This is a genomic window from Synergistota bacterium, from assembly GCA_025060595.1.
In the GTDB taxonomy this organism is placed as follows: domain Bacteria; phylum Synergistota; class GBS-1; order GBS-1; family GBS-1; genus 42-11.
Genome location: JANXBX010000007.1, coordinates 58,840 through 76,312, shown reverse-complemented (window position 1 = coordinate 76,312; position 17,473 = coordinate 58,840). Strand labels below are relative to the sequence as shown.

Below are 17,473 nucleotides of genomic sequence, written 5' to 3'. Positions count from 1 at the left end.
TTGAAATTGCTAGTAATAACTAGGGATGATGTGAGAAAGGTTATAACAATGCGGGATGCTATTGAGGCTGTTAAAAGGGGATTTGCTCTTTTTTCTCAGAGCAAAGCTATTATTCCTTTGAGAGTTTCGATAAAATTGGGAGATAACGCGACTCTTTTTATGCCTGGAGCAACTCTCGAGGATAAATGTGCAGGGGTTAAAGTTGTATCTGTATGTCCTTTTAATCCTCAGAGAGGTTTGCCTTTGATAAATGCTGCTGTACTCATTATAGATGGTGAAACGGGGGTCCCTCAGGCCTTGATAGAAGGAAGTACCGTTACAACCATTAGAACGGGAGCAGCTGGTGGAGCTGCAGCTGAGGCTTTGTCTAATGAGGATTCGAAAGTTGCTCTTGTAATTGGAGCTGGTGTCCAGGGAAGAATTCAAATCGAGGCTTTATCTGAAGTTAGAGATATAGAGCTCGTTTACGTTTATGATATTGATACTTTAAAAGCAGAAATCTACGCTAAAGAAATGACTGATAAAATGCGTTTAAAAGTAATGGCTGTTAGAGATTATGAAAGCGTTATTCCTGAGGCCGATGTGATAATTACGGCCACTACGTCGAATAAACCAGTGTTAAGGGGAAAATATATTAAGGAAGGGGTTCATATTAATGCAATAGGTTCCTATACACCTGATATGAAAGAGCTAGATATTGAAGTTTTTAAGAGAGCATCGGTTGTAGCTGTAGACTCTAAAGAGGCGGTTCTTGAAGAGGCTGGAGAGGTAATAGAGGCTTTAAGAGAAGCCGTTTTGAAGAAAGAGGATATAGTTGAAATTGGGGAGATTTTAGCTGGAGTCAAGGCTGGTAGGAGGAGCAAAGAAGAAATAACTGTATTTAAAACCGTAGGTATAGCGGTTGAGGATGTGGTTGTTGGAAAGCTTATATATGAAAGAGCGAAGGAAAAGGGTGTTGGTATCGAAATTAAGGACTTTTAGAAAACTTGTTTAAAATAGAGGTGAGGAATGTTGACTTTAGCGGAAATCAGAGATATTTTGGAAGCCAAAGTATATGCATGTGAAGAGCTTCTTGACAAGGAAGTTAAATATGGATGTGCGTCCGATATGATTAGCGATATACTGGCTTTTGCTACACCTGGATCCGTTCTTCTAACTGGTATTGTCAGTCCACAGATAGTCAAGGTAGGGAAGATATTGGATCTAGCCGGGATAGTTATAGTTAGAGGTAAGGAGCCTCTTCCTGAGACTGTGGATAAGGCGAAAGAGGAGAATATTCCTCTTTTAAAAACCAGATACTTCCTATTTGATGCTTGTGGTAAGCTTTATGAACGGGGTCTGCGAGGGGTATGAGCGAGCTTGACATTTTGAATTATTTAAGCGAATACAAAAGGATATTCAGCTTTATGACCGCTGATGAAATAATGAAGAAGGATTTGATAACTTTAACGCCTGAGAATAAGCTTTCGGAAGCGAGGGTGATTATGCGGGATAAAAGAATTTCGGGAATTCCTATCGTGGATGGTGAAGGTAAGCTTGTTGGTTTAGTTAGTACAGAAAGAATAATAAGAGCTCTTGAAGAGGGTGTGATAAATAAGAAAGTAGGAGAATATATGACACCTTTAGATAAGATAATCTATCTTGAGCCTAATGATACGTTTGAGAAAGTGGTGGAAACCTTTGAGAAATATAAGTATGGTAGATATCCTGTAATAGACAAGAAGGGGAAGCTTGTCGGTTTAATAACTAAACACGATATTTTGAGAGCTATTTTAAGACGTCTTCATTCAATATACATTCACGATAAAAGAAGAGAGGCTTTTTTAAGCAAAGAGGTGTCTATACTAACTGGAGAAGAGTTTATAGAAAATAGGGCTTCTTTCAAATATGAGATAAACACAAGTTCGATAATGGAAGCTGGTGAGGGAACAACTTTTTTAAAGAAGGTTTTAGAGAAAAGGAACTATCCTAAACCGTTCATTAGAAGAGTTAGTGTTGGAACTTATGAAGCTGAAGTAAATGTAGTTATTCATGCTGGTGGAAAGGGACTAATTCTTGCATTTTTTGATGAAAATAGCGTTGTAGTGTTAGTTAGGGATTGGGGACCTGGTATAGAAGATGTAGATCTAGCAATGAAAGAGGGTTATACAACAGCACCGGATTATATAAGGGAGTTCGGCTTTGGTGCAGGGATGGGCTTGCCTAACATGAGAAGAGTAGCTGATAGATTAATAATTCTATCTCAGGTAGGAAAGGGGACTAAAGTGGAAATGGTCTTTAATATTAGGGAGGGAGAGTCTTGAAGATAAGGGAGATAGTTGATATTTTGGATTGTGAGGTTTTGACTGGTGAGCTTAACATGGATGAAGAGGTGACTTACGGTTATACGAGCGATCTTTTAAGCGAAGTTATAGGCAAAGCTAAAGCAGACTCTGTGTGGGTAACTATACAAAGCCACTTGAATGTGGTTGCTGTAGCCGTCTTAGTAGGTATAAAGGCTATAATAATATGCGAGAATAAAAGTGTGGATCCTAAGGTTGTTGAGAAGGCAAAGCAAGAAGGTGTGGCTATCATAAGGACTAAGGAAAATTCCTTTAGAACCTCTGGAATCTTATTTAAGGCTGGATTAAAGTGAGCTAGAGTGTTATAATATGAAATGGTTTAAAGCAGAGCTTCATATACATACCGTGCTTTCAGCTTGTGCTGACTGGGAGATGACTCCCAGGAATATTATCCTTAAAGCGAAAGAGGTTGGGGTTGAAGTTTTAGCCATAACGGATCATAATAGTGCTAAGAATGTCGGAGCATGCATTAGAGCTGGTCAAAGGGAAAATATCTTGGTCATACCAGGTATAGAAGTGCAGACGCAAGAGGAGGTACATCTTGTCTCCCTTTTCCCAACAGAGGAAATGGTTCTGAGCTTTGAGGAATGGCTTAAAGAATATATACCTAACTTAATAAACAATGAGGAGATATTTGGAGTTCAAGTGGTTGTGGATGAGGAGGATAATGTTATTGAAATAGATAAGAGGTTGCTTCAGATTTCTGCTAGGGTTTCTATTGAGGATGTTGTTCAAAAGACAAGGGAGTTAAGAGGTATAGCTTATCCAGCTCATGTTAATCGTGAGTTCTGTGGGATAATCCCCGTGTTGGGTTTTGTTCCTCAGGATTTCCCCTTCAAGATATTAGAAATAGGTCACTCCACGGATATTTCTTCATTTCTCTCGGAGCATCCAGAGTTCAGCGAGCACGTTATTATAGTTTCTTCTGATGCTCATTTTTTAGATTCTATTGGAAAAGGGAGAACCCTTGTTTGTCTGGACAGGCTTGATCCCTACAATTTGATTGAAGCGATTCAAGATAAAAGGAGGGTTAAAATATGGTAAAATTATCAAAGGAAAAGCTTGAAAAAGTTGAAAAGATTTTAAATCGCTTTCCTAAGGGACAGTCTTCGCTTATAGGTGCTCTTCACTCTATTCAGCTAGAGATCGGTTATCTTCCAGAGGAGGTTCAAAAGCTTGTGGCGGAGAAGCTTGGAATTCCGGAGAGTACTGTTTATGGTGTTGTGACCTTTTATAACTTTTTCAGAAGAGAGCCTGTTGGAAAATACATAATAACCGTATGTGAAGGTACGGCATGCCATGTTAGAGGAGCTCCAGAAATAGTCAAGGAGCTTGAGAAGGTTTTGGGTATAAAGGTAGGACATACAACACCTGATGGTATGTTCACGCTAGATATAGCTAGATGTTTTGGTTGCTGCGGATTGGCTCCAGTACTTATGGTTAATGAGGATATACATGGTAGGGTTACTCCTGAGAGTGTGAGAAATATAATTTCTAAATATGGTGGATAATGGAGGAACTTTCTTTAAATATATTAGATATAGTTGAAAATTCAGTAAGTGCAGGTGCTTCAATTATTAAGATACTATTAGAAGTTAGCGAGAAGAACGATGTCTTAAAGATAGTTATAGAAGATAACGGTAAGGGAATGGAAAAAGATGAGGCGGTAAAAGCATTAGATCCATTTTATACATCTAAATCTGGGAAAAGGGTGGGTTTGGGATTGCCCATATTTGCTCAGGTTGCGGAAGGCTGTGGGGGCTCTTTGACTATTGATAGCGAGAAAGGTAAAGGTACGAAGGTTACTGTTCAGATGAAGCTTAATCATATAGATCGACCTCCATTAGGTGATTTATCATCTACAATACTTACTATAATAGCTGGTCATGCTGATATAGATTTCTTTATATATGTTAAAACTGATTATGGAGAGTTTAAAATCGATACGAGGGAAATAAAGGAAGTTCTTGGAAAGGAAGCCCTTTTTCACCCAGAGGTTATAAGATTTGTAAAGGAAGATATAGAGAGGGAGATAAATGCTATTTTGAAAGGAGGTATATAGATGAAGATAGAGGAACTTAGGAAGTTGAGGGAAAAGGTGCAGGAGGAGCTTAAGCTAAGGGAAAGCATAGAACCTAAAGTAAAGATAATCGTGAGTATGGGGACGTCAGGTATAGCTGCTGGGGCAAGGGAGGTATTAAAGGCATTTTTGGACGAGATATCAAAAAGAGGATTGAAGGATGTTATTGTTTTGCAAACTGGCGAGAAAGGTTTGGCATCAGCAGAGCCTCTTGTGGAAGTTATTACTCCAGAGGCTTCTATAACTTACGGTAGAGTTACTCCTGAAGTAGCGAGAAGAATAGTTGTTGAACATGTTATAAATGGCAGAATAGTTTCTGAATATGTTGTATAAGTTCTGATACCTTAGTGTGGGGGAGTGATGGTTTTGATTCAAAGAGCTCACGTTTTGGTTTGCATGGGAGCGGGCTGTGTATCTGCAGGTAGCGAGCTTGTTAAGAAGAGATTAGAGGAGAAAATAAAAGAGAAAGAGCTGGATGTTGAAGTTAGAATAATAGGTACTGGTTGTATGGGACCGTGTGAGAGAGGTCCCATTGTTCTGGTCTACCCGGAAGGTGCATTTTATCAGAAAGTTGGTTTAAGCGATGTAGATCTTATAGTAGAGGAGCATCTGCTAAAGGGTAGAGTTGTAAAGGAGCTTTTGGCTAAGGATGAAGCTGCCGTAAGGGTTAGCAAAGAGGAAATCCCGTTTTTTGCAAAGCAAGAGAAGATAGTACTTGCTAACTGTGGTGTTATCGATCCGGAGAATATAGAGGAGTACATAGCTGCAAACGGGTACGAGGCTTTAGCTAGGGTACTTGAGAGAATGACGCCTGATGAGGTTATATCTATGATGGAAAAGTCCAACCTTAGGGGAAGAGGAGGTGCAGGTTTTCCAACGGGATTAAAGTGGAGGTTTGTTAGATCAGCAAAAGGGGAGCCAAAGTATGTTGTTTGCAATGGGGATGAGGGAGATCCTGGAGCCTTTATGGACAGAGCTATTTTAGAGGGAGACCCTCATGCTGTTTTAGAGGGTATGCTTATAGCAGCCTATGCTGTAGGATCAAAGCAAGGTTATATTTACGTTAGAGCTGAATATCCATTAGCAATAAAAAGGTTGCAGATAGCTATGGAGCAGGCAAGGAAATACGGATTCTTAGGTAAGAATATTCTTGATACGGGTTTCTCCTTTGATGTAGAGTTGAGAATAGGTGCTGGCGCCTTTGTTTGTGGTGAGGAGACAGCTCTTCTTGCCTCTATAGAGGGTAGAAGGGGAATGCCAAGGTCTAAACCTCCTTTTCCAGCTACGCATGGGCTTTGGGGTAAGCCAACCTTGATAAACAATGTAGAAACGTATGCTAACGTAAGGCATATAATACTTAATGGTCCTGAGTGGTTTAGAAGCTTTGGTACCGATAGTTCCTCGGGAACGAAGGTTTTTGCTCTATCGGGAAAGGTGAAAAATACGGGATTGATAGAAGTACCAATGGGAATAACCTTGCGAGAGGTTGTGTTTGATATTGGTGGAGGAATCATAAACGATGGAAAGTTTAAAGCTGCGCAGATAGGAGGACCCTCTGGTGGATGTTTAACTGAGCGTCACTTAGATCTTCCCTTAACTTATGAGTCTGTGAAGGAAGCAGGGGCTATTGTTGGATCTGGTGGACTAATAATCCTTGATGAAAACACATGTATGGTCGAGTTAGCACGATATTTCTTGGAGTTTTGTCAGCTTGAATCTTGTGGAAAGTGTATTCCTTGTAGAGTAGGGACCAAGAGAATGTTAGAGATTCTTGAAAGGATAACCCAGGGAGCAGGCAAGATGGAGGATATTAATGAGTTGGAGAGACTTGGAAATTGGGTTCAACAAGCTTCTCTATGTGGTTTAGGACAAACAGCGCCTAATCCTGTATTAAGCACCGTTAGATACTTTAGAGAGGAGTACGAGGCTCACGTTATACAAAAGAAGTGCCCAGCTAAGGTCTGTGTCTCTCTAATCAAGTATCTTATTTTAGTGGAAAAATGTATAGGGTGTGGTAGATGTGCTAAAGTATGTCCAGTTAAAGCTATAAGTGGAGCTATAAGAAAGCCTCATTTTATAAATTCGGAAATTTGTGTAAAATGTGGAGAGTGCAAGAAGGTTTGTCCCGTGAATGCCGTTATAATTGATTAGGGAAGCAAGGATGGGATGAGTAAAGCTATAGTCAAGGGAGGGGGAGTAAAATTCCATGGTGAAGGATGTGTTGAGTAAGTTTGAGCCGAGGAGAGAAAATTTATTAGATATTCTTCACGCTGTTCAAGAAACTTCTCCCAATAATAGCTTATCTAGTGAGGATATAGAGATGATTGCTAAATATGTCGGAATAACACCTGCAGAGGTGTATGGTACAGCGACGTTTTATACGATGTTTTCTGTAAAGCCTAGAGGAAAACATGTAATAAGGGTGTGTGTTTCACCTGCTTGTCATTTGCTAGGAGGAGAGAGTATTTTAGAAGCCTTAAAAGAAGAACTTGGTGTGGACGTGGGGGATACCACAAAAGATGGGCTATTCACCTTGGAGATATCAAGCTGTCTTGGAATATGCGGTGTAGCTCCAGCCATGATGATAGACGAGATAGCTTATGGAAATTTAACCCCGGCTAGAGTTAGAGACATTATTAATGAGTATAGAAGGGGAGGATAGGAATGAGGATAGAGAGAGCCCATGTTTTGGTTGGTATAGATGCGGGAGCTGTTTTGGCTGGAGCAAGAGAGGTCCAAAGGAAGCTCGAGGAAGAAATCAAGAAACGAGGGCTTGAAGATGAGGTTAGGGTCCTTGAGACGGGAAGCCTTGGTATAACAGGTAGGGGTGTCGTTTTGCTTGTTTATCCTGAAGGTGTCTACTATGTCAATGTAAAGCTTGAAGATGTGCCTCAAATAGTGGAGGAGCATCTTCTTAAGGGTAGATTTGTTAAAAGATTGATGCTTGAACCCCAGATAGCCGAAATTCTAGCAAGAGGTGAAGCTCCTAAAAAATTAGCCAGGCAGAAGAGAGTTGTTTTACAGAATGCGGGGGTTATAAATCCAGACAGTATAGAAGAATACATAGCCACTGGGGGTTATGAAGCTTTAGCTAAAGCTTTAGAGTCTTCTCCTGAATGGGTTATAAATGAAATAGAAAATTCCGGTTTAAGAGGTAGAGGGGGAGCAGGTTTTCCTACAGGTAGAAAGTGGAGAATTACCGCTGATGTTAAAGCCTCTCAGAAGTTTGTGGTATGTAACGCGGATGAAGGAGAACCGGGTACGTTTAAGGATAGGCTTATACTTGAAGGGGATCCTCATAAAGTTCTTGAGGGAATGATAATAGCAGGTTATGCAGTTGGAGCTAAAAGGGGTTACTTATATATAAGAGGAGAGTATGAGCTTTCTATAAGAAGAATAGGTAAGGCTATAGAGGATGCTTATAAGATGGGTTTATTGGGAGATAATATTCTGGAGACGGGTTTTTCTTTTCATGTGGAGATTAAGAAAGGAGCAGGGGCTTATGTGTGTGGAGAGGAAACAGCTTTAATAGAATCTATAGAAGGTAAAAGAGGAAACCCAAGGCCCAAACCTCCGTATTATCCTGGTGTCAAGGGATTATGGGGTTATCCTACAGTAGTAAATAATGTTGAAACACTTGCTAATGTTCCACCTATAATATTAAATGGGGCAAGTTGGTTTAGAAGTATAGGAACGAGAGAGTCTCCAGGTACTAAGGTTTATACAATACTTGGGCATGTAAATGAACCAGGGCTGATAGAGGTGGAAATGGGGACTACTTTGAAGGAGGTAATATTTGACTTTGCCAAGGGCATTAGAAACAACCGGCAGTTTAAGGCTGCTCTTATAGGTGGGGCTGCCGGCGCCTTTTTAGGCAGAGATGCCCTTGATATCCCGCTTTCTTATGAGGGATTGAAAGAGTATGGTGGGGTTTTAGGTTCAGGAGCTATCTTAGTTTTTGACGAAGCTACTTCTATAGTTGATATGCTCAAAAATGTTATATTCTTCTTTAAGCATGAGAGTTGTGGAAAATGTGTACCCTGTAGGGTAGGAATTAGTAAGCTTTATGAAAAGATGGAGAGGATAGCGGTGAGTAAGGGTAGCGAAAAGGATTTTAAAGAAATGATGGAAATTTCAGATAAAATGGCTGATACGGCACTATGTGCCTTAGGTCAGTCAGTTATCCTTCCTTTATCAAGTGCTGTTAAGTTCTTCAAGAGTGAATTAATATCTTAGGAGGTGTTTTATACTGTGAAAGAGGTAAAGCTGAAGATAAACGGAAAAGATGTTGTTGCAACAGAAGGAATGACGATTCTTGAAGCTGCTAGAAAAGCTGGCTTTAGAATTCCAACCTTATGTTATCATGATGGTTTGACTCCTCATGGAGGTTGTAGGCTTTGTGTTGTAGAGGTTAAAGGTTCTCCAAGGCTTCTAACAAGCTGCACTACTCCTGTAGCTGATGGAATGGAGGTATACACAGATACCGATAGAGTTAAGGAAGCTCGTAAGTTTGTGATGAATCTTATAATGACGGAGAGAAACCACTTTTGTATGTTCTGTGAAAAAAGTGGAAAATACGAAGATACGGATTGTGAACTTCAGAAGAGGGCTTATGAGGTTCAAATAGAGCACTTCCCATTCCCTGTCTATGTAGATAAGTATCCAGTGGATACAAGCTCTCCAGTGATGGTTACTGATCATAACCGTTGCATACTTTGCGGCAGGTGTGTTAGGGTCTGTTCAGAAATTGTGGCTAACTCGACGCTTGACTTTAGCTTTAGAGGCTCTAAAGCTTTGATAGCTGTGGACACAGGTTTAAGCAAGGGGAAATCAAGCTGTATATCTTGTGGGGCCTGTATGCAGGTTTGTCCAGCTGGTGCCATTTTTAGCAAGTTTGGAGGTTATAAGAGCAGAAGGAGCCTCTGTGAGAGAATAGAAACCTTTTGTCCTATATGTGGTATAGGTTGTGAAACTACTAATTACGTAAGATACAACAATATCGTTGAAATAGAAGGAAATGGCTTGGTTAAGGGAAGCTTGGATGGGGGACAGCTTTGCGAGAAAGGGAGATATGGACCTCTTATGGAATCTAGAAACAGAATTTCTACTCCTCTTCTTAGGGATTCTAAAGGTAGGTTTGTAGAGGCCACATACGAAGAGGCCCTGAATAGAGTTGTTCAGCTTCTAAAAGCTTATTCTCCTGATCAAATTGCCTTTAGGACCTCTTCTTTTCTACCAGCGGAGGATTTAGCTTATATTAAAGAGTTTGCGTCTAGGATAGGGGTGAAAGATATAGACACTTTTGACGGTAATGTATATAGAAACTTATCTTCTTTTAAGCTTTCTAAAGGTACATATGAGGACGTACTTAATGCTGATCTAATTCTTCTTATAGGAGGAGATATAGTTAAGGAGCATAGTGTAGTAGGTTCCTATATAAGGAGAGCCGTTAGAAACAGAGGCGCGGAGCTAGTAGTAATTTCCTCTATTGAAAGTAAGATAGATAGATGGGCTAAAGAGGTAAGAAGGGTAGCAGAGGGAAGTGAAGGATCTCTTGCCAATGATTATAAGAATAAGATAAAGTCGATGTCTAACTCGATTATAGTTTTAGAGGGGGCCAGCTTGTTAAGTAATAAAGAGGCTATAGAACCATGGCTTAAGCTCGCTGAGGAGCTCAATGTTAAAGTTATGATATTAACTCCTACGGGTAATAGCTTAGCTGCTTGGGAATTAGGAATAAGTCCTGATTTGGCTGATAGTGCTGGTAAAAGCAAAAAGCTTCTTTTCCTTTTCCTTGGAGATATAGATTCAAGTTATTCACCAGCATCCATAGCTGAGAAGGGTTATGAGACTATCGTTCTCCACAGTGCTTATATAGATGCTATAATGAAGCTTTCTGATGTAGTTATACCAGGTAAGAGCTGGCTTGAAAATGAGGGAACTTATAAGGTTATGGATGGAAAAGCTAGGAGGTTTAGTCCCATACTAAAGGCGGAAAAAGGAGTTAAGAGTCCAAGAGAATTATTGTCAGACCTAGCTGATGCTATGAGGCTTGGCTCTATAAGTATAGATGATATAGTTAGAAAGCTTTAATGTAAGGGGGAGATGAACTTGGCTAAAGTAAGAGTTGCTACCACATGGCTTGAGTGTTGTTCTGGGTGTCATATGTCTATGTTAGATTTGGACGAGAAACTTGTGGAGTTAGCATCAAAAATAGAGTTTGATGCGAGTCCAATAACGGATATAAAGGAGTTTCATCCAGTTGATGTAGGAATAGTTGAGGGAGCTGTTGGAAATGAAGAACAACTAGAAGTTTTAAAAAAGATACGTGAGAATTCGAAAATATTAGTGGCGTTGGGGGATTGTGCTTGTTTTGGCGGTATTCCTGCTATGAGAAACTTCTTTAAAAAGGAGGAGGTTCTAAAAAGGGTTTATGTGGAAACGGAAAGTACTGTTAATCCAGAAAAGGTTATTCCTCATGAAGATGTTCCTAAACTTTTCCCAAGCGTTAAGGCAATCGATCAATTTGTTAAAGTTGATGTTTATGTGCCGGGATGTCCACCTGATCCGAAAGCTATAGAATATGCGTTAAGAGAGCTCCTTGAAGGAAAAATACCTGTATTGCCGCCAGAGCTTTTATCGTATGAATAGTTAGGAGGTGCTTAAATCATGGGAAACAAATTGGAAATATTCCCTGTAACCAGAGTAGAAGGACATGGTAAGGTTACTATATACCTTAATGAAGATGGAAAGGTTGAAAAAACGTTTTTCCATGTTACTCAGATAAGAGGGTTTGAAAAATTTTGTGAAGGTAGAGTTTTTTGGGAAATGCCTGTAATGACCCAGAGGGCATGTGGTATATGTCCTGTTAGTCATCATCTTGCTTCAGCTAAAGCTACGGATAAAATACTAGGTGTTGAGATTCCTCCAACGGCTAAGAAGTTAAGAGAGCTTATGCATATGGGGCAATTAGTTCAATCTCACTCTTTGCATTTCTTCCACCTTGCAAGTCCTGACCTTCTTTTGGGTATGGATGCGGATCCTAAGATAAGAAATGTTATAGGTATAATAGAAAAGTATCCGGACTTAGCTATTAGAGGAGTAAAGCTTAGGAAGTATGGACAGGAGGTAATAAGGACCCTTGCTGGTAAAAGAATACATCCTCGATTTGCTATTCCAGGGGGGGTTAATAAAGGGCTTACTGTTCAGGAGAGAGATTCGCTTTTGAAGGATATAGATTGGGTAATAGATAGTCTTAAAGATACAGTTAGGCTGATTAGAAACTTGGCTATAGAGTGGGGAGAAAAATTCAGAAAGTTCGCTTCTTTTCCTTCTTTCTATATGGGACTTGTGGACAGCAATGGGAATCTTGATCTCTACCATGGCAAGATAAGGCTCTGTGATCATAGAGGGAGAATTATTGATGAGTTTAGCGAAGATGAATATCTTAATAAAATAGGCGAGTGGGTTGAGCCGTGGTCTTATATGAAGTTTCCATTTTATAAGGAGTTTGGCTATCCTGAGGGAAGTTACAGAGTCGGGCCTTTGGCGAGGATAAATTGTTGTGATGATATCTCTACTCCTTTAGCTAAAGAGGAGCTTAAACTCTTTCGTGAGATGATAGGAGATAGGGTAGCAGAGGGATCTCTTTTCTATCATTATGCGAGAATGATAGAAGCTTTACACTCTGCAGAGCGTTTGAAAGAGCTTTTAGAGGATCCTGATATCACTGGAACGGAGCTTCAAGTAGTTAGTAGAGATTTTAAGCCTGAGGGAGTGGGTATCCTTGAAGCTCCAAGAGGAACTCTTATACATCATTATAAGGTAAATGAAAATGGTGAGATTATCAAAGCTAACCTTGTTGTGGCTACCGTTCATAATAATCATGCTATGAATAAAGCTGTGGAGCTTGTTGCCAAAGAGTATATAAGAGGACCGGAAATAAAAGAGGGTTTCTTAAATATGCTGGAGGTTGCTATAAGATGTTATGATCCATGTCTTTCATGTGCTACTCATGCTATTGGTAAAATGCCACTTCAGGTTGTGATTTATGATGCCGAAGGAAACAAAATAAAAGAGTTGGTGAAAGGTTCCTGATAGTTGTAATAGGCTACGGAAACTACTTAAGAAAAGATGATGGTGTAGGCATATGGATAGGGGCAAGAGTAAAAGTTAGATTTGGAGGAGAAAAGAAGGTAAAAGTTCTCCTTCTACATCAGCTTATGCCAGAGCTTATTGAAGAGTTCAGAAACGCAAGGTATTTAATATTTATAGATGCTTCAGCTGGTGAGGAAATTTGGTCTTTAAGAAAAATAGAGGTAGGGGAGCACCATGCTCCCCTAAACTATGTTTCTCATACGCTATATCCGGCAGATCTTTTATGCCTCCTTGATCAGATTTATAAAAATAAACCGGAATCTTGGATATTAAGTATAAAAGGTGAAGATTTTTCCTTTGGTGCTGGGCTAAGTCGGAGAACGCGAGAGATTGCTAGAGAAGTCGAAAAATTACTTTATAGCTTTATAAATAGTAAATTAAAAACATGCATGAGTTCTCTTTAGCGGAAGCTTTAATTAGTGTAGTTTTAGAGGAAGCAGTTAAATATGGGGCATGTAGGATACTTAAGGTTAGGGTTAGGGTGGGAAAGCTTGTAGGAGTTGTTCCTGACCTATTAAGTTTTGCCTTTGGCTCTTTGGCTGAGGGAAGTATAGCTAAAGGGGCTAAACTTGAGTTGGAGGAAGTACCTTTTAGAGGTATGTGTCGTTCATGTGGTCACTCTTTTGATATTGATGATTTCTTTGGAGCTTGTCCTAAGTGTGGAAGTGAGGAGCTTGATATTGATGGAGGAAATGAATTTGAGTTAATTGGACTTGAAATTGAAAGGAGTGAAGATAAACTTGGAGATAAAGATAGTGAGAAAAGTCCTTGAAGCGGAGAAACGGGTAGCAGAGACGAATAGGAAGATCTTCAAGGAAAAAGGTATAGTAACCTTTAATCTTATTGGATCACCTGGCGCGGGAAAAACATCGCTACTTTTAAGGGTTATAAATAGGTTAAAGGATAAATATAAGATAGGAGTTATAGAGGGAGATTTAACAACTATTAGGGATGCCGAGCTTATACATAAAGCCGGGGTTCCGGTTGTTCAGATAAATACTGAGGGTGGTTGTCACTTGGATGCTAATCTGGTAGGCAAGGCTATAGAGGAGCTGCCTCTTGATGATATGGAGATCCTATTTATAGAAAATGTAGGAAACTTAGTTTGTCCTACTGCTTTCGACTTAGGAGAGGATTACAAGATAGGGGTTTTAAGCGTTCCTGAGGGAGATGATAAACCAGAGAAATATCCTGTAGTAGTTAAGGTTTCTAAGGCTATAGTTTTGAATAAGATTGATATACTGCCTCTTTTTAAGTTTAATAAGGAGAGATTTTATATGCCTATAAGGAGAATTGCGCCCGATATGCCAGTTTTCGAAGTCTCCTGTGAAACTGAAGAAGGTATAGAGGAGTTCGTAAATTGGATAGTATCTAAAATAAATAGGTTCTAAAAGGGGGCGAGGCGAGATGAGTAAAAGAATATTGGTATTGGTGGGAGACTTCGTAGAGGACTATGAGGCAATGGTTCCATATCAGATGCTTCTTATGCTTGGTTATAAAGTAGATACGATATGTCCTGGTAAGAAGCCTGGTGAGAGGGTAAAAACAGCTATTCATGACTTTGAGGGGGATCAAACTTATAGCGAAAAACCTGGACACTTTTTCGCTATAACTAAAGATTTTAATGAGGTTAAGGTTGAGGATTACGATGGCCTGGTTATACCTGGTGGTAGGGCTCCAGAGTATTTAAGGATTAACCCTAAGGTGGTTGAACTTGTGAAAAAGTTTGCGGAAAATAAAAAGCCTATTGCTGCAATATGTCATGGTCCTCAACTTTTGACAGCAGCTAAGGTTATAAGTGGGAAAAAGATCTGTGCATATCCTGCAGTTGCTGCTGAGGTGGAACTTGCAGGTGCTACCTATGTTCCTCCAAACAGCACGTTCTCTAATGCTGTAGTTGATGATATATTTGTGACCGCACCTGCTTGGCCGGCTCACCCTGAATGGATTAGAAAGTTTGTTGAGTTACTCGGAGCTAAAATAGAGATATAGATGAAGAAGACATACAGGGAAGCAAGAAAAAGCCTTTTCTTGCTTCCCTGTATTTTTATCTCTCAAAAATATGAATTGCTGTAGCTTTAAATCCTACAAAAACTTTTTTCCCCATAGCTATTCCTAGTTCCAAAGCAGATGATTTTGTTATTAAAGCTTTTATGGTTAAGTTTTCAACTTTAAGTGTAATTTTAAGGATCCCTCCTAGATCATGAATATCTGAAATGGTGGCTTCAAATATGTTACGGACGGAGCTTTTAAAAGGGCTTTCTGAAATTATTACATCTTCAGGTCGTATAGCTATTCTAGCTTTGCCGTAAAGGCTTTTGGGTAGCTTTATGTAAATTCCATTAGCTTTGAGCTCTTCCCCTTGGGCCATTCCTTCTATTATGTTTTCGAACCCTAAAAAGGAGGCTATTCTTTCATCTTTCGGTTTTGAGAAAACCTCCCTTATACTACCCACTTGAGCAAGCTGTCCATCAAGCATTATGCCTACTTTATCACCCAAAGATAGTGCTTCCTCGAAAGAGTGTGTTACATGTATAGCAGTAAAATCGATATCTTTTCGCCAATTTCTGAAATCTGATAGAAGCTTTGATGATGTTAATGGATCGAGGTTGGCAAAAGGTTCGTCTAAAAGCAAAAGCTTAGCGTTCATGACTAGGCTTCTAGCTATTGCAACTCGTTGAGCCTCTCCTCCGCTTAAAGTCTTAGGTTTTCGGTTAAGCAAGTCCCCTATACCTAGGATGTCAGCTATTTCTCTTACCTTTCGAGATATATATTTTTCTGTCATTTTTTTGAGTCTTAATCCATAAGCTATGTTTTCATATACGCTCATGTGGGGGAAAAGACCGTAATTCTGTGGAACATAAGCGAAGCCTCTTCTTTCCGGTTCAAGATAGGTAATATCCTCTCCATTCCAGTAAATCTTACCCTTTTCTGGGAAGAAAATCCCTGCAATTACCTCAAGTAGGAGAGTTTTCCCCGCACCGCTTGGTCCCAGAATAATAAAGTACTCTCCCTCTTCTACCTCAAAAGATATGCTTTCGAGATAAAAGTCACGCCACTTTCTATACACATTCTCAAGCCTAAGCAATTTTCTTTGCCCTCCCTATAAGAATGCGTAATGTAGTGAATATAATCAGGCTTAAGATCATAAGTAAAACTGCTATTGGTATGGAGGATCTTAATCCGTAATTTGTGAAGTACTCCATGACCAATACTTGAGCTGTTTTAGGGTGATAAGCTACGATTAATATCGCACCAACTTCGCTAATAGCTCTTGCCCAAGCCATTATTGCTCCGCTTATTATTGAAGGAAGCGCTATAGGTACGGATATTGTGAAAAAGGCTTTAATTTTTGATGCTCCAAGGGTTCGAGCTACGTACTCAAGCTTTTCATCTACTCCTAAAAAACCATCTTTTGTAGAGTTGACGACGAAAGAGGCAGACACGAAAAACATTACCATTATTATTCCTGTGTAGCTATCAATAATCTTTTCTGAAAAGGTGAGTAAGAGCATTATACCGACCACAGAATGGGGGATAACTACAGGAAGATCTACAATGCTTTGAATTACCCCTTTGCCTTTAAAATCTCTTCTTGCCAGGACATACCCTAAGGGTATCCCAAATAAAAGAGCAAGTGAGGTGGAAATGGTTGATGTTAAAAGGGTGTTTTTAAGAGACTCTATTACCAATGAATCTTTAAGGATTTCAAATAACATGGGAAGATCTGTTATCTGTTTTACAAACAGTATTATTATAGGTATAACCATATATATAATGATAAAGCTTCCTATGGCGGCAAAGAAGTATATAAAATAATCTCTCCTCTGTTTGTTCATTTTATGACTTTCACTAAACCTTCTATCTCCTTTGGAATGTTGCCAAAAGCTAAAGGAGCTTCTAAAAACTCGTGATGATTGTTTGTAAAAGCTTCTTTCCCTTCACTTAACATATACGAAAGAAACCTTATAGCTAGCTCCTTACAAGGCGCGTTTTTAAGTATAGTGAGTCCATAAATAATGGGAGTCCCTGACATAGTCTTATTGGTAGATCCTAGGATAACGTTGATCTTTTTATATGTTTCTGCGAGCGAAACATCCTTTAAATTTACTTCTAAAGGGAGCTCCACAAATTTTAATCCATGTTGTTTCGCAACACTTTTATAGATGAAGAAGTAATCTAAAGCTCCGCTTTCTACAAGTGCTGTAAGATCTACCTCTTTTGGCCTTATGATTACTTTTCTTTTAGGTATAATGTCTTTAGGAACATTAATTGAGTTACCAGAAATAGTGATATTTGTATTAGAAACTATAAGGCTTTCGAAAACAGGTTTATTGTAATAAAGATCTGATAGCTTTATAACCATTAAGCTTCTGTAACCGCACGGATCTTGATTAGGATCGCTAAAGCCAAAGGAAACTCCCTCTTTTAAAAGTATATCATACCAATTTGTAGAGTTTATCTCTTTAGTATATTTGCTTTTGTCTGAATAAGCTAATACTATTTCATTAGTAGCGAAAAGAACGTAGAAATCAACATATTTGGGATAAAGGAGCTGAGGTATAAGTTCGTAATCTGCAACAGCTATTATGTCAGCTCTTTTCCCAAGATCTGTTACTTTCCTAACTGCTTCGATGCTTCCTGAAATTTCTGTTTTAAAGAATACTTCTATTCCAGTTTTTTTAAGGTAGGACTCAGAAAAGCTTTTTTGAAGAATTTTAAATGGAACACTTAGTGAACCTGCGTGAAATATGGTAAGTGTGAGCTTCTGAGCATGACAAATCGTTTTTAACGAAAGAAATACTAAGAGGAGAGCAAGAATTAATATATTTACCTTTGTTTTAAGGCCTGACTTATAATGTTTTTGAATGACAGAAGGCCTCTTCATTTTCAT

General features: G+C 39.2%; 21 protein-coding genes. 18 read left to right on the top strand and 3 right to left on the bottom strand.

Annotated elements, in window-relative coordinates; translation table 11 throughout:
• Nucleotides 1-6: 6 nt before the first annotated feature.
• Genes NZ900_06340 through NZ900_06255 form a run of 18 tightly spaced genes read left to right on the top strand, consistent with a single transcriptional unit; the run spans nt 7 to nt 14,571 of the window.
• Nucleotides 7-981, top strand: a complete 975-nt coding sequence (locus tag NZ900_06340) for an ornithine cyclodeaminase family protein (GenBank protein MCS7233708.1) — start codon at nt 7-9, stop codon at nt 979-981.
• 30 nt (nt 982-1,011) lie between these two features.
• Nucleotides 1,012-1,353: a hypothetical protein gene (locus tag NZ900_06335; GenBank protein ID MCS7233707.1), complete on the top strand. Its 342-nt coding sequence runs from the start codon at nt 1,012-1,014 to the stop codon at nt 1,351-1,353.
• On the top strand, nt 1,350-2,303 hold the full coding sequence (locus NZ900_06330) for a CBS domain-containing protein (protein MCS7233706.1): 954 nt from the start codon (nt 1,350-1,352) through the stop codon (nt 2,301-2,303). Before NZ900_06335 ends, NZ900_06330 begins: the two co-directional genes overlap by 4 nt.
• The gene (locus NZ900_06325; GenBank protein MCS7233705.1) at nt 2,300-2,635 is read left to right on the top strand and encodes a DRTGG domain-containing protein; all 336 of its coding nucleotides are present in this window, start codon (nt 2,300-2,302) and stop codon (nt 2,633-2,635) included. The genes NZ900_06330 and NZ900_06325 overlap by 4 nt, the downstream gene beginning before the upstream one ends.
• A gap of 16 nt (nt 2,636-2,651) precedes the next feature.
• Nucleotides 2,652-3,386 (top strand): PHP domain-containing protein, encoded by a 735-nt coding sequence (locus NZ900_06320; protein ID MCS7233704.1) that lies wholly within the window; start codon nt 2,652-2,654, stop codon nt 3,384-3,386.
• Nucleotides 3,380-3,853, top strand: a complete 474-nt coding sequence (gene nuoE, locus NZ900_06315) for an NADH-quinone oxidoreductase subunit NuoE (GenBank protein MCS7233703.1) — start codon at nt 3,380-3,382, stop codon at nt 3,851-3,853. The genes NZ900_06320 and nuoE (NZ900_06315) overlap by 7 nt, the downstream gene beginning before the upstream one ends.
• Nucleotides 3,853-4,404, top strand: coding sequence for an ATP-binding protein (locus NZ900_06310; protein MCS7233702.1), 552 nt, complete (start codon nt 3,853-3,855; stop codon nt 4,402-4,404). The genes nuoE (NZ900_06315) and NZ900_06310 overlap by 1 nt, the downstream gene beginning before the upstream one ends.
• Complete coding sequence (locus NZ900_06305; GenBank protein ID MCS7233701.1) at nt 4,405-4,755, top strand: (2Fe-2S) ferredoxin domain-containing protein; 351 nt, start codon at nt 4,405-4,407, stop codon at nt 4,753-4,755. It abuts the gene before it with no gap.
• Between the two features lie 33 nt (nt 4,756-4,788).
• A complete protein-coding gene (locus tag NZ900_06300; GenBank protein ID MCS7233700.1) occupies nt 4,789-6,573 on the top strand; it encodes an NADH-quinone oxidoreductase subunit NuoF in 1,785 nt (594 codons plus the stop codon).
• A gap of 55 nt (nt 6,574-6,628) precedes the next feature.
• On the top strand, nt 6,629-7,084 hold the full coding sequence (gene nuoE, locus NZ900_06295; protein MCS7233699.1) for an NADH-quinone oxidoreductase subunit NuoE: 456 nt from the start codon (nt 6,629-6,631) through the stop codon (nt 7,082-7,084).
• Nucleotides 7,085-7,086: 2 nt separating this feature from the next.
• A complete protein-coding gene (nuoF, locus tag NZ900_06290) occupies nt 7,087-8,658 on the top strand; it encodes an NADH-quinone oxidoreductase subunit NuoF (GenBank protein MCS7233698.1) in 1,572 nt (523 codons plus the stop codon).
• A 15-nt stretch (nt 8,659-8,673) separates the two neighbouring features.
• Entirely contained in the window at nt 8,674-10,515 is a 1,842-nt protein-coding gene (locus tag NZ900_06285) for a 2Fe-2S iron-sulfur cluster-binding protein (protein MCS7233697.1), read from the top strand.
• Nucleotides 10,516-10,533: 18 nt separating this feature from the next.
• Nucleotides 10,534-11,073 carry an NADP oxidoreductase gene (locus NZ900_06280; protein MCS7233696.1) on the top strand — a complete coding sequence of 180 codons (540 nt, stop codon included), beginning with the start codon at nt 10,534-10,536 and terminating at the stop codon, nt 11,071-11,073.
• An 18-nt stretch (nt 11,074-11,091) separates the two neighbouring features.
• A complete protein-coding gene (locus NZ900_06275; GenBank protein MCS7233695.1) occupies nt 11,092-12,519 on the top strand; it encodes a Ni/Fe hydrogenase subunit alpha in 1,428 nt (475 codons plus the stop codon).
• A gap of 8 nt (nt 12,520-12,527) precedes the next feature.
• Nucleotides 12,528-12,983 (top strand): hydrogenase maturation protease, encoded by a 456-nt coding sequence (locus tag NZ900_06270; GenBank protein ID MCS7233694.1) that lies wholly within the window; start codon nt 12,528-12,530, stop codon nt 12,981-12,983.
• Nucleotides 12,965-13,351, top strand: coding sequence for a hydrogenase maturation nickel metallochaperone HypA (gene hypA, locus NZ900_06265; GenBank protein MCS7233693.1), 387 nt, complete (start codon nt 12,965-12,967; stop codon nt 13,349-13,351). Before NZ900_06270 ends, hypA begins: the two co-directional genes overlap by 19 nt.
• On the top strand, nt 13,320-13,970 hold the full coding sequence (gene hypB / locus NZ900_06260) for a hydrogenase nickel incorporation protein HypB (GenBank protein ID MCS7233692.1): 651 nt from the start codon (nt 13,320-13,322) through the stop codon (nt 13,968-13,970). Before hypA ends, hypB begins: the two co-directional genes overlap by 32 nt.
• Before the next feature lie 16 nt (nt 13,971-13,986).
• Nucleotides 13,987-14,571, top strand: coding sequence for a DJ-1/PfpI family protein (locus tag NZ900_06255; GenBank protein MCS7233691.1), 585 nt, complete (start codon nt 13,987-13,989; stop codon nt 14,569-14,571).
• Nucleotides 14,572-14,626: 55 nt separating this feature from the next.
• On the opposite strand, the gene wtpC is transcribed toward NZ900_06255, so the two are convergent.
• Genes wtpC through wtpA form a run of 3 tightly spaced genes read right to left on the bottom strand, consistent with a single transcriptional unit; the run spans nt 14,627 to nt 17,467 of the window.
• On the bottom strand, nt 14,627-15,667 hold the full coding sequence (gene wtpC, locus NZ900_06250) for a tungstate ABC transporter ATP-binding protein WtpC (protein ID MCS7233690.1): 1,041 nt from the start codon (nt 15,665-15,667) through the stop codon (nt 14,627-14,629).
• Entirely contained in the window at nt 15,660-16,418 is a 759-nt protein-coding gene (locus NZ900_06245) for an ABC transporter permease (GenBank protein MCS7233689.1), read from the bottom strand. The genes wtpC and NZ900_06245 overlap by 8 nt, the downstream gene beginning before the upstream one ends.
• A complete protein-coding gene (wtpA, locus tag NZ900_06240; protein MCS7233688.1) occupies nt 16,415-17,467 on the bottom strand; it encodes a tungstate ABC transporter substrate-binding protein WtpA in 1,053 nt (350 codons plus the stop codon). The genes NZ900_06245 and wtpA overlap by 4 nt, the downstream gene beginning before the upstream one ends.
• Nucleotides 17,468-17,473: the final 6 nt, after the last annotated feature.

Excerpts from the sequence above, each read along its gene's own strand:
- NZ900_06330 (MCS7233706.1), top strand. The coding sequence starts at position 1,350 with ATGAGCGAGCTTGACATTTTGAATTATTTAAGCGAATACAAAAGGATA.
- NZ900_06320 (MCS7233704.1), top strand. The coding sequence starts at position 2,652 with ATGAAATGGTTTAAAGCAGAGCTTCATATACATACCGTGCTTTCAGCT.
- nuoE (MCS7233703.1), top strand. The coding sequence starts at position 3,380 with ATGGTAAAATTATCAAAGGAAAAGCTTGAAAAAGTTGAAAAGATTTTA.
- NZ900_06310 (MCS7233702.1), top strand. The coding sequence starts at position 3,853 with ATGGAGGAACTTTCTTTAAATATATTAGATATAGTTGAAAATTCAGTA.
- NZ900_06305 (MCS7233701.1), top strand. The coding sequence starts at position 4,405 with ATGAAGATAGAGGAACTTAGGAAGTTGAGGGAAAAGGTGCAGGAGGAG.
- nuoE (MCS7233699.1), top strand. The coding sequence starts at position 6,629 with ATGGTGAAGGATGTGTTGAGTAAGTTTGAGCCGAGGAGAGAAAATTTA.
- nuoF (MCS7233698.1), top strand. The coding sequence starts at position 7,087 with ATGAGGATAGAGAGAGCCCATGTTTTGGTTGGTATAGATGCGGGAGCT.
- NZ900_06275 (MCS7233695.1), top strand. The coding sequence starts at position 11,092 with ATGGGAAACAAATTGGAAATATTCCCTGTAACCAGAGTAGAAGGACAT.
- hypA (MCS7233693.1), top strand. The coding sequence starts at position 12,965 with ATGCATGAGTTCTCTTTAGCGGAAGCTTTAATTAGTGTAGTTTTAGAG.
- NZ900_06255 (MCS7233691.1), top strand. The coding sequence starts at position 13,987 with ATGAGTAAAAGAATATTGGTATTGGTGGGAGACTTCGTAGAGGACTAT.
- NZ900_06245 (MCS7233689.1), bottom strand. The coding sequence starts at position 16,418 with ATGAACAAACAGAGGAGAGATTATTTTATATACTTCTTTGCCGCCATA.
- wtpA (MCS7233688.1), bottom strand. The coding sequence starts at position 17,467 with ATGAAGAGGCCTTCTGTCATTCAAAAACATTATAAGTCAGGCCTTAAA.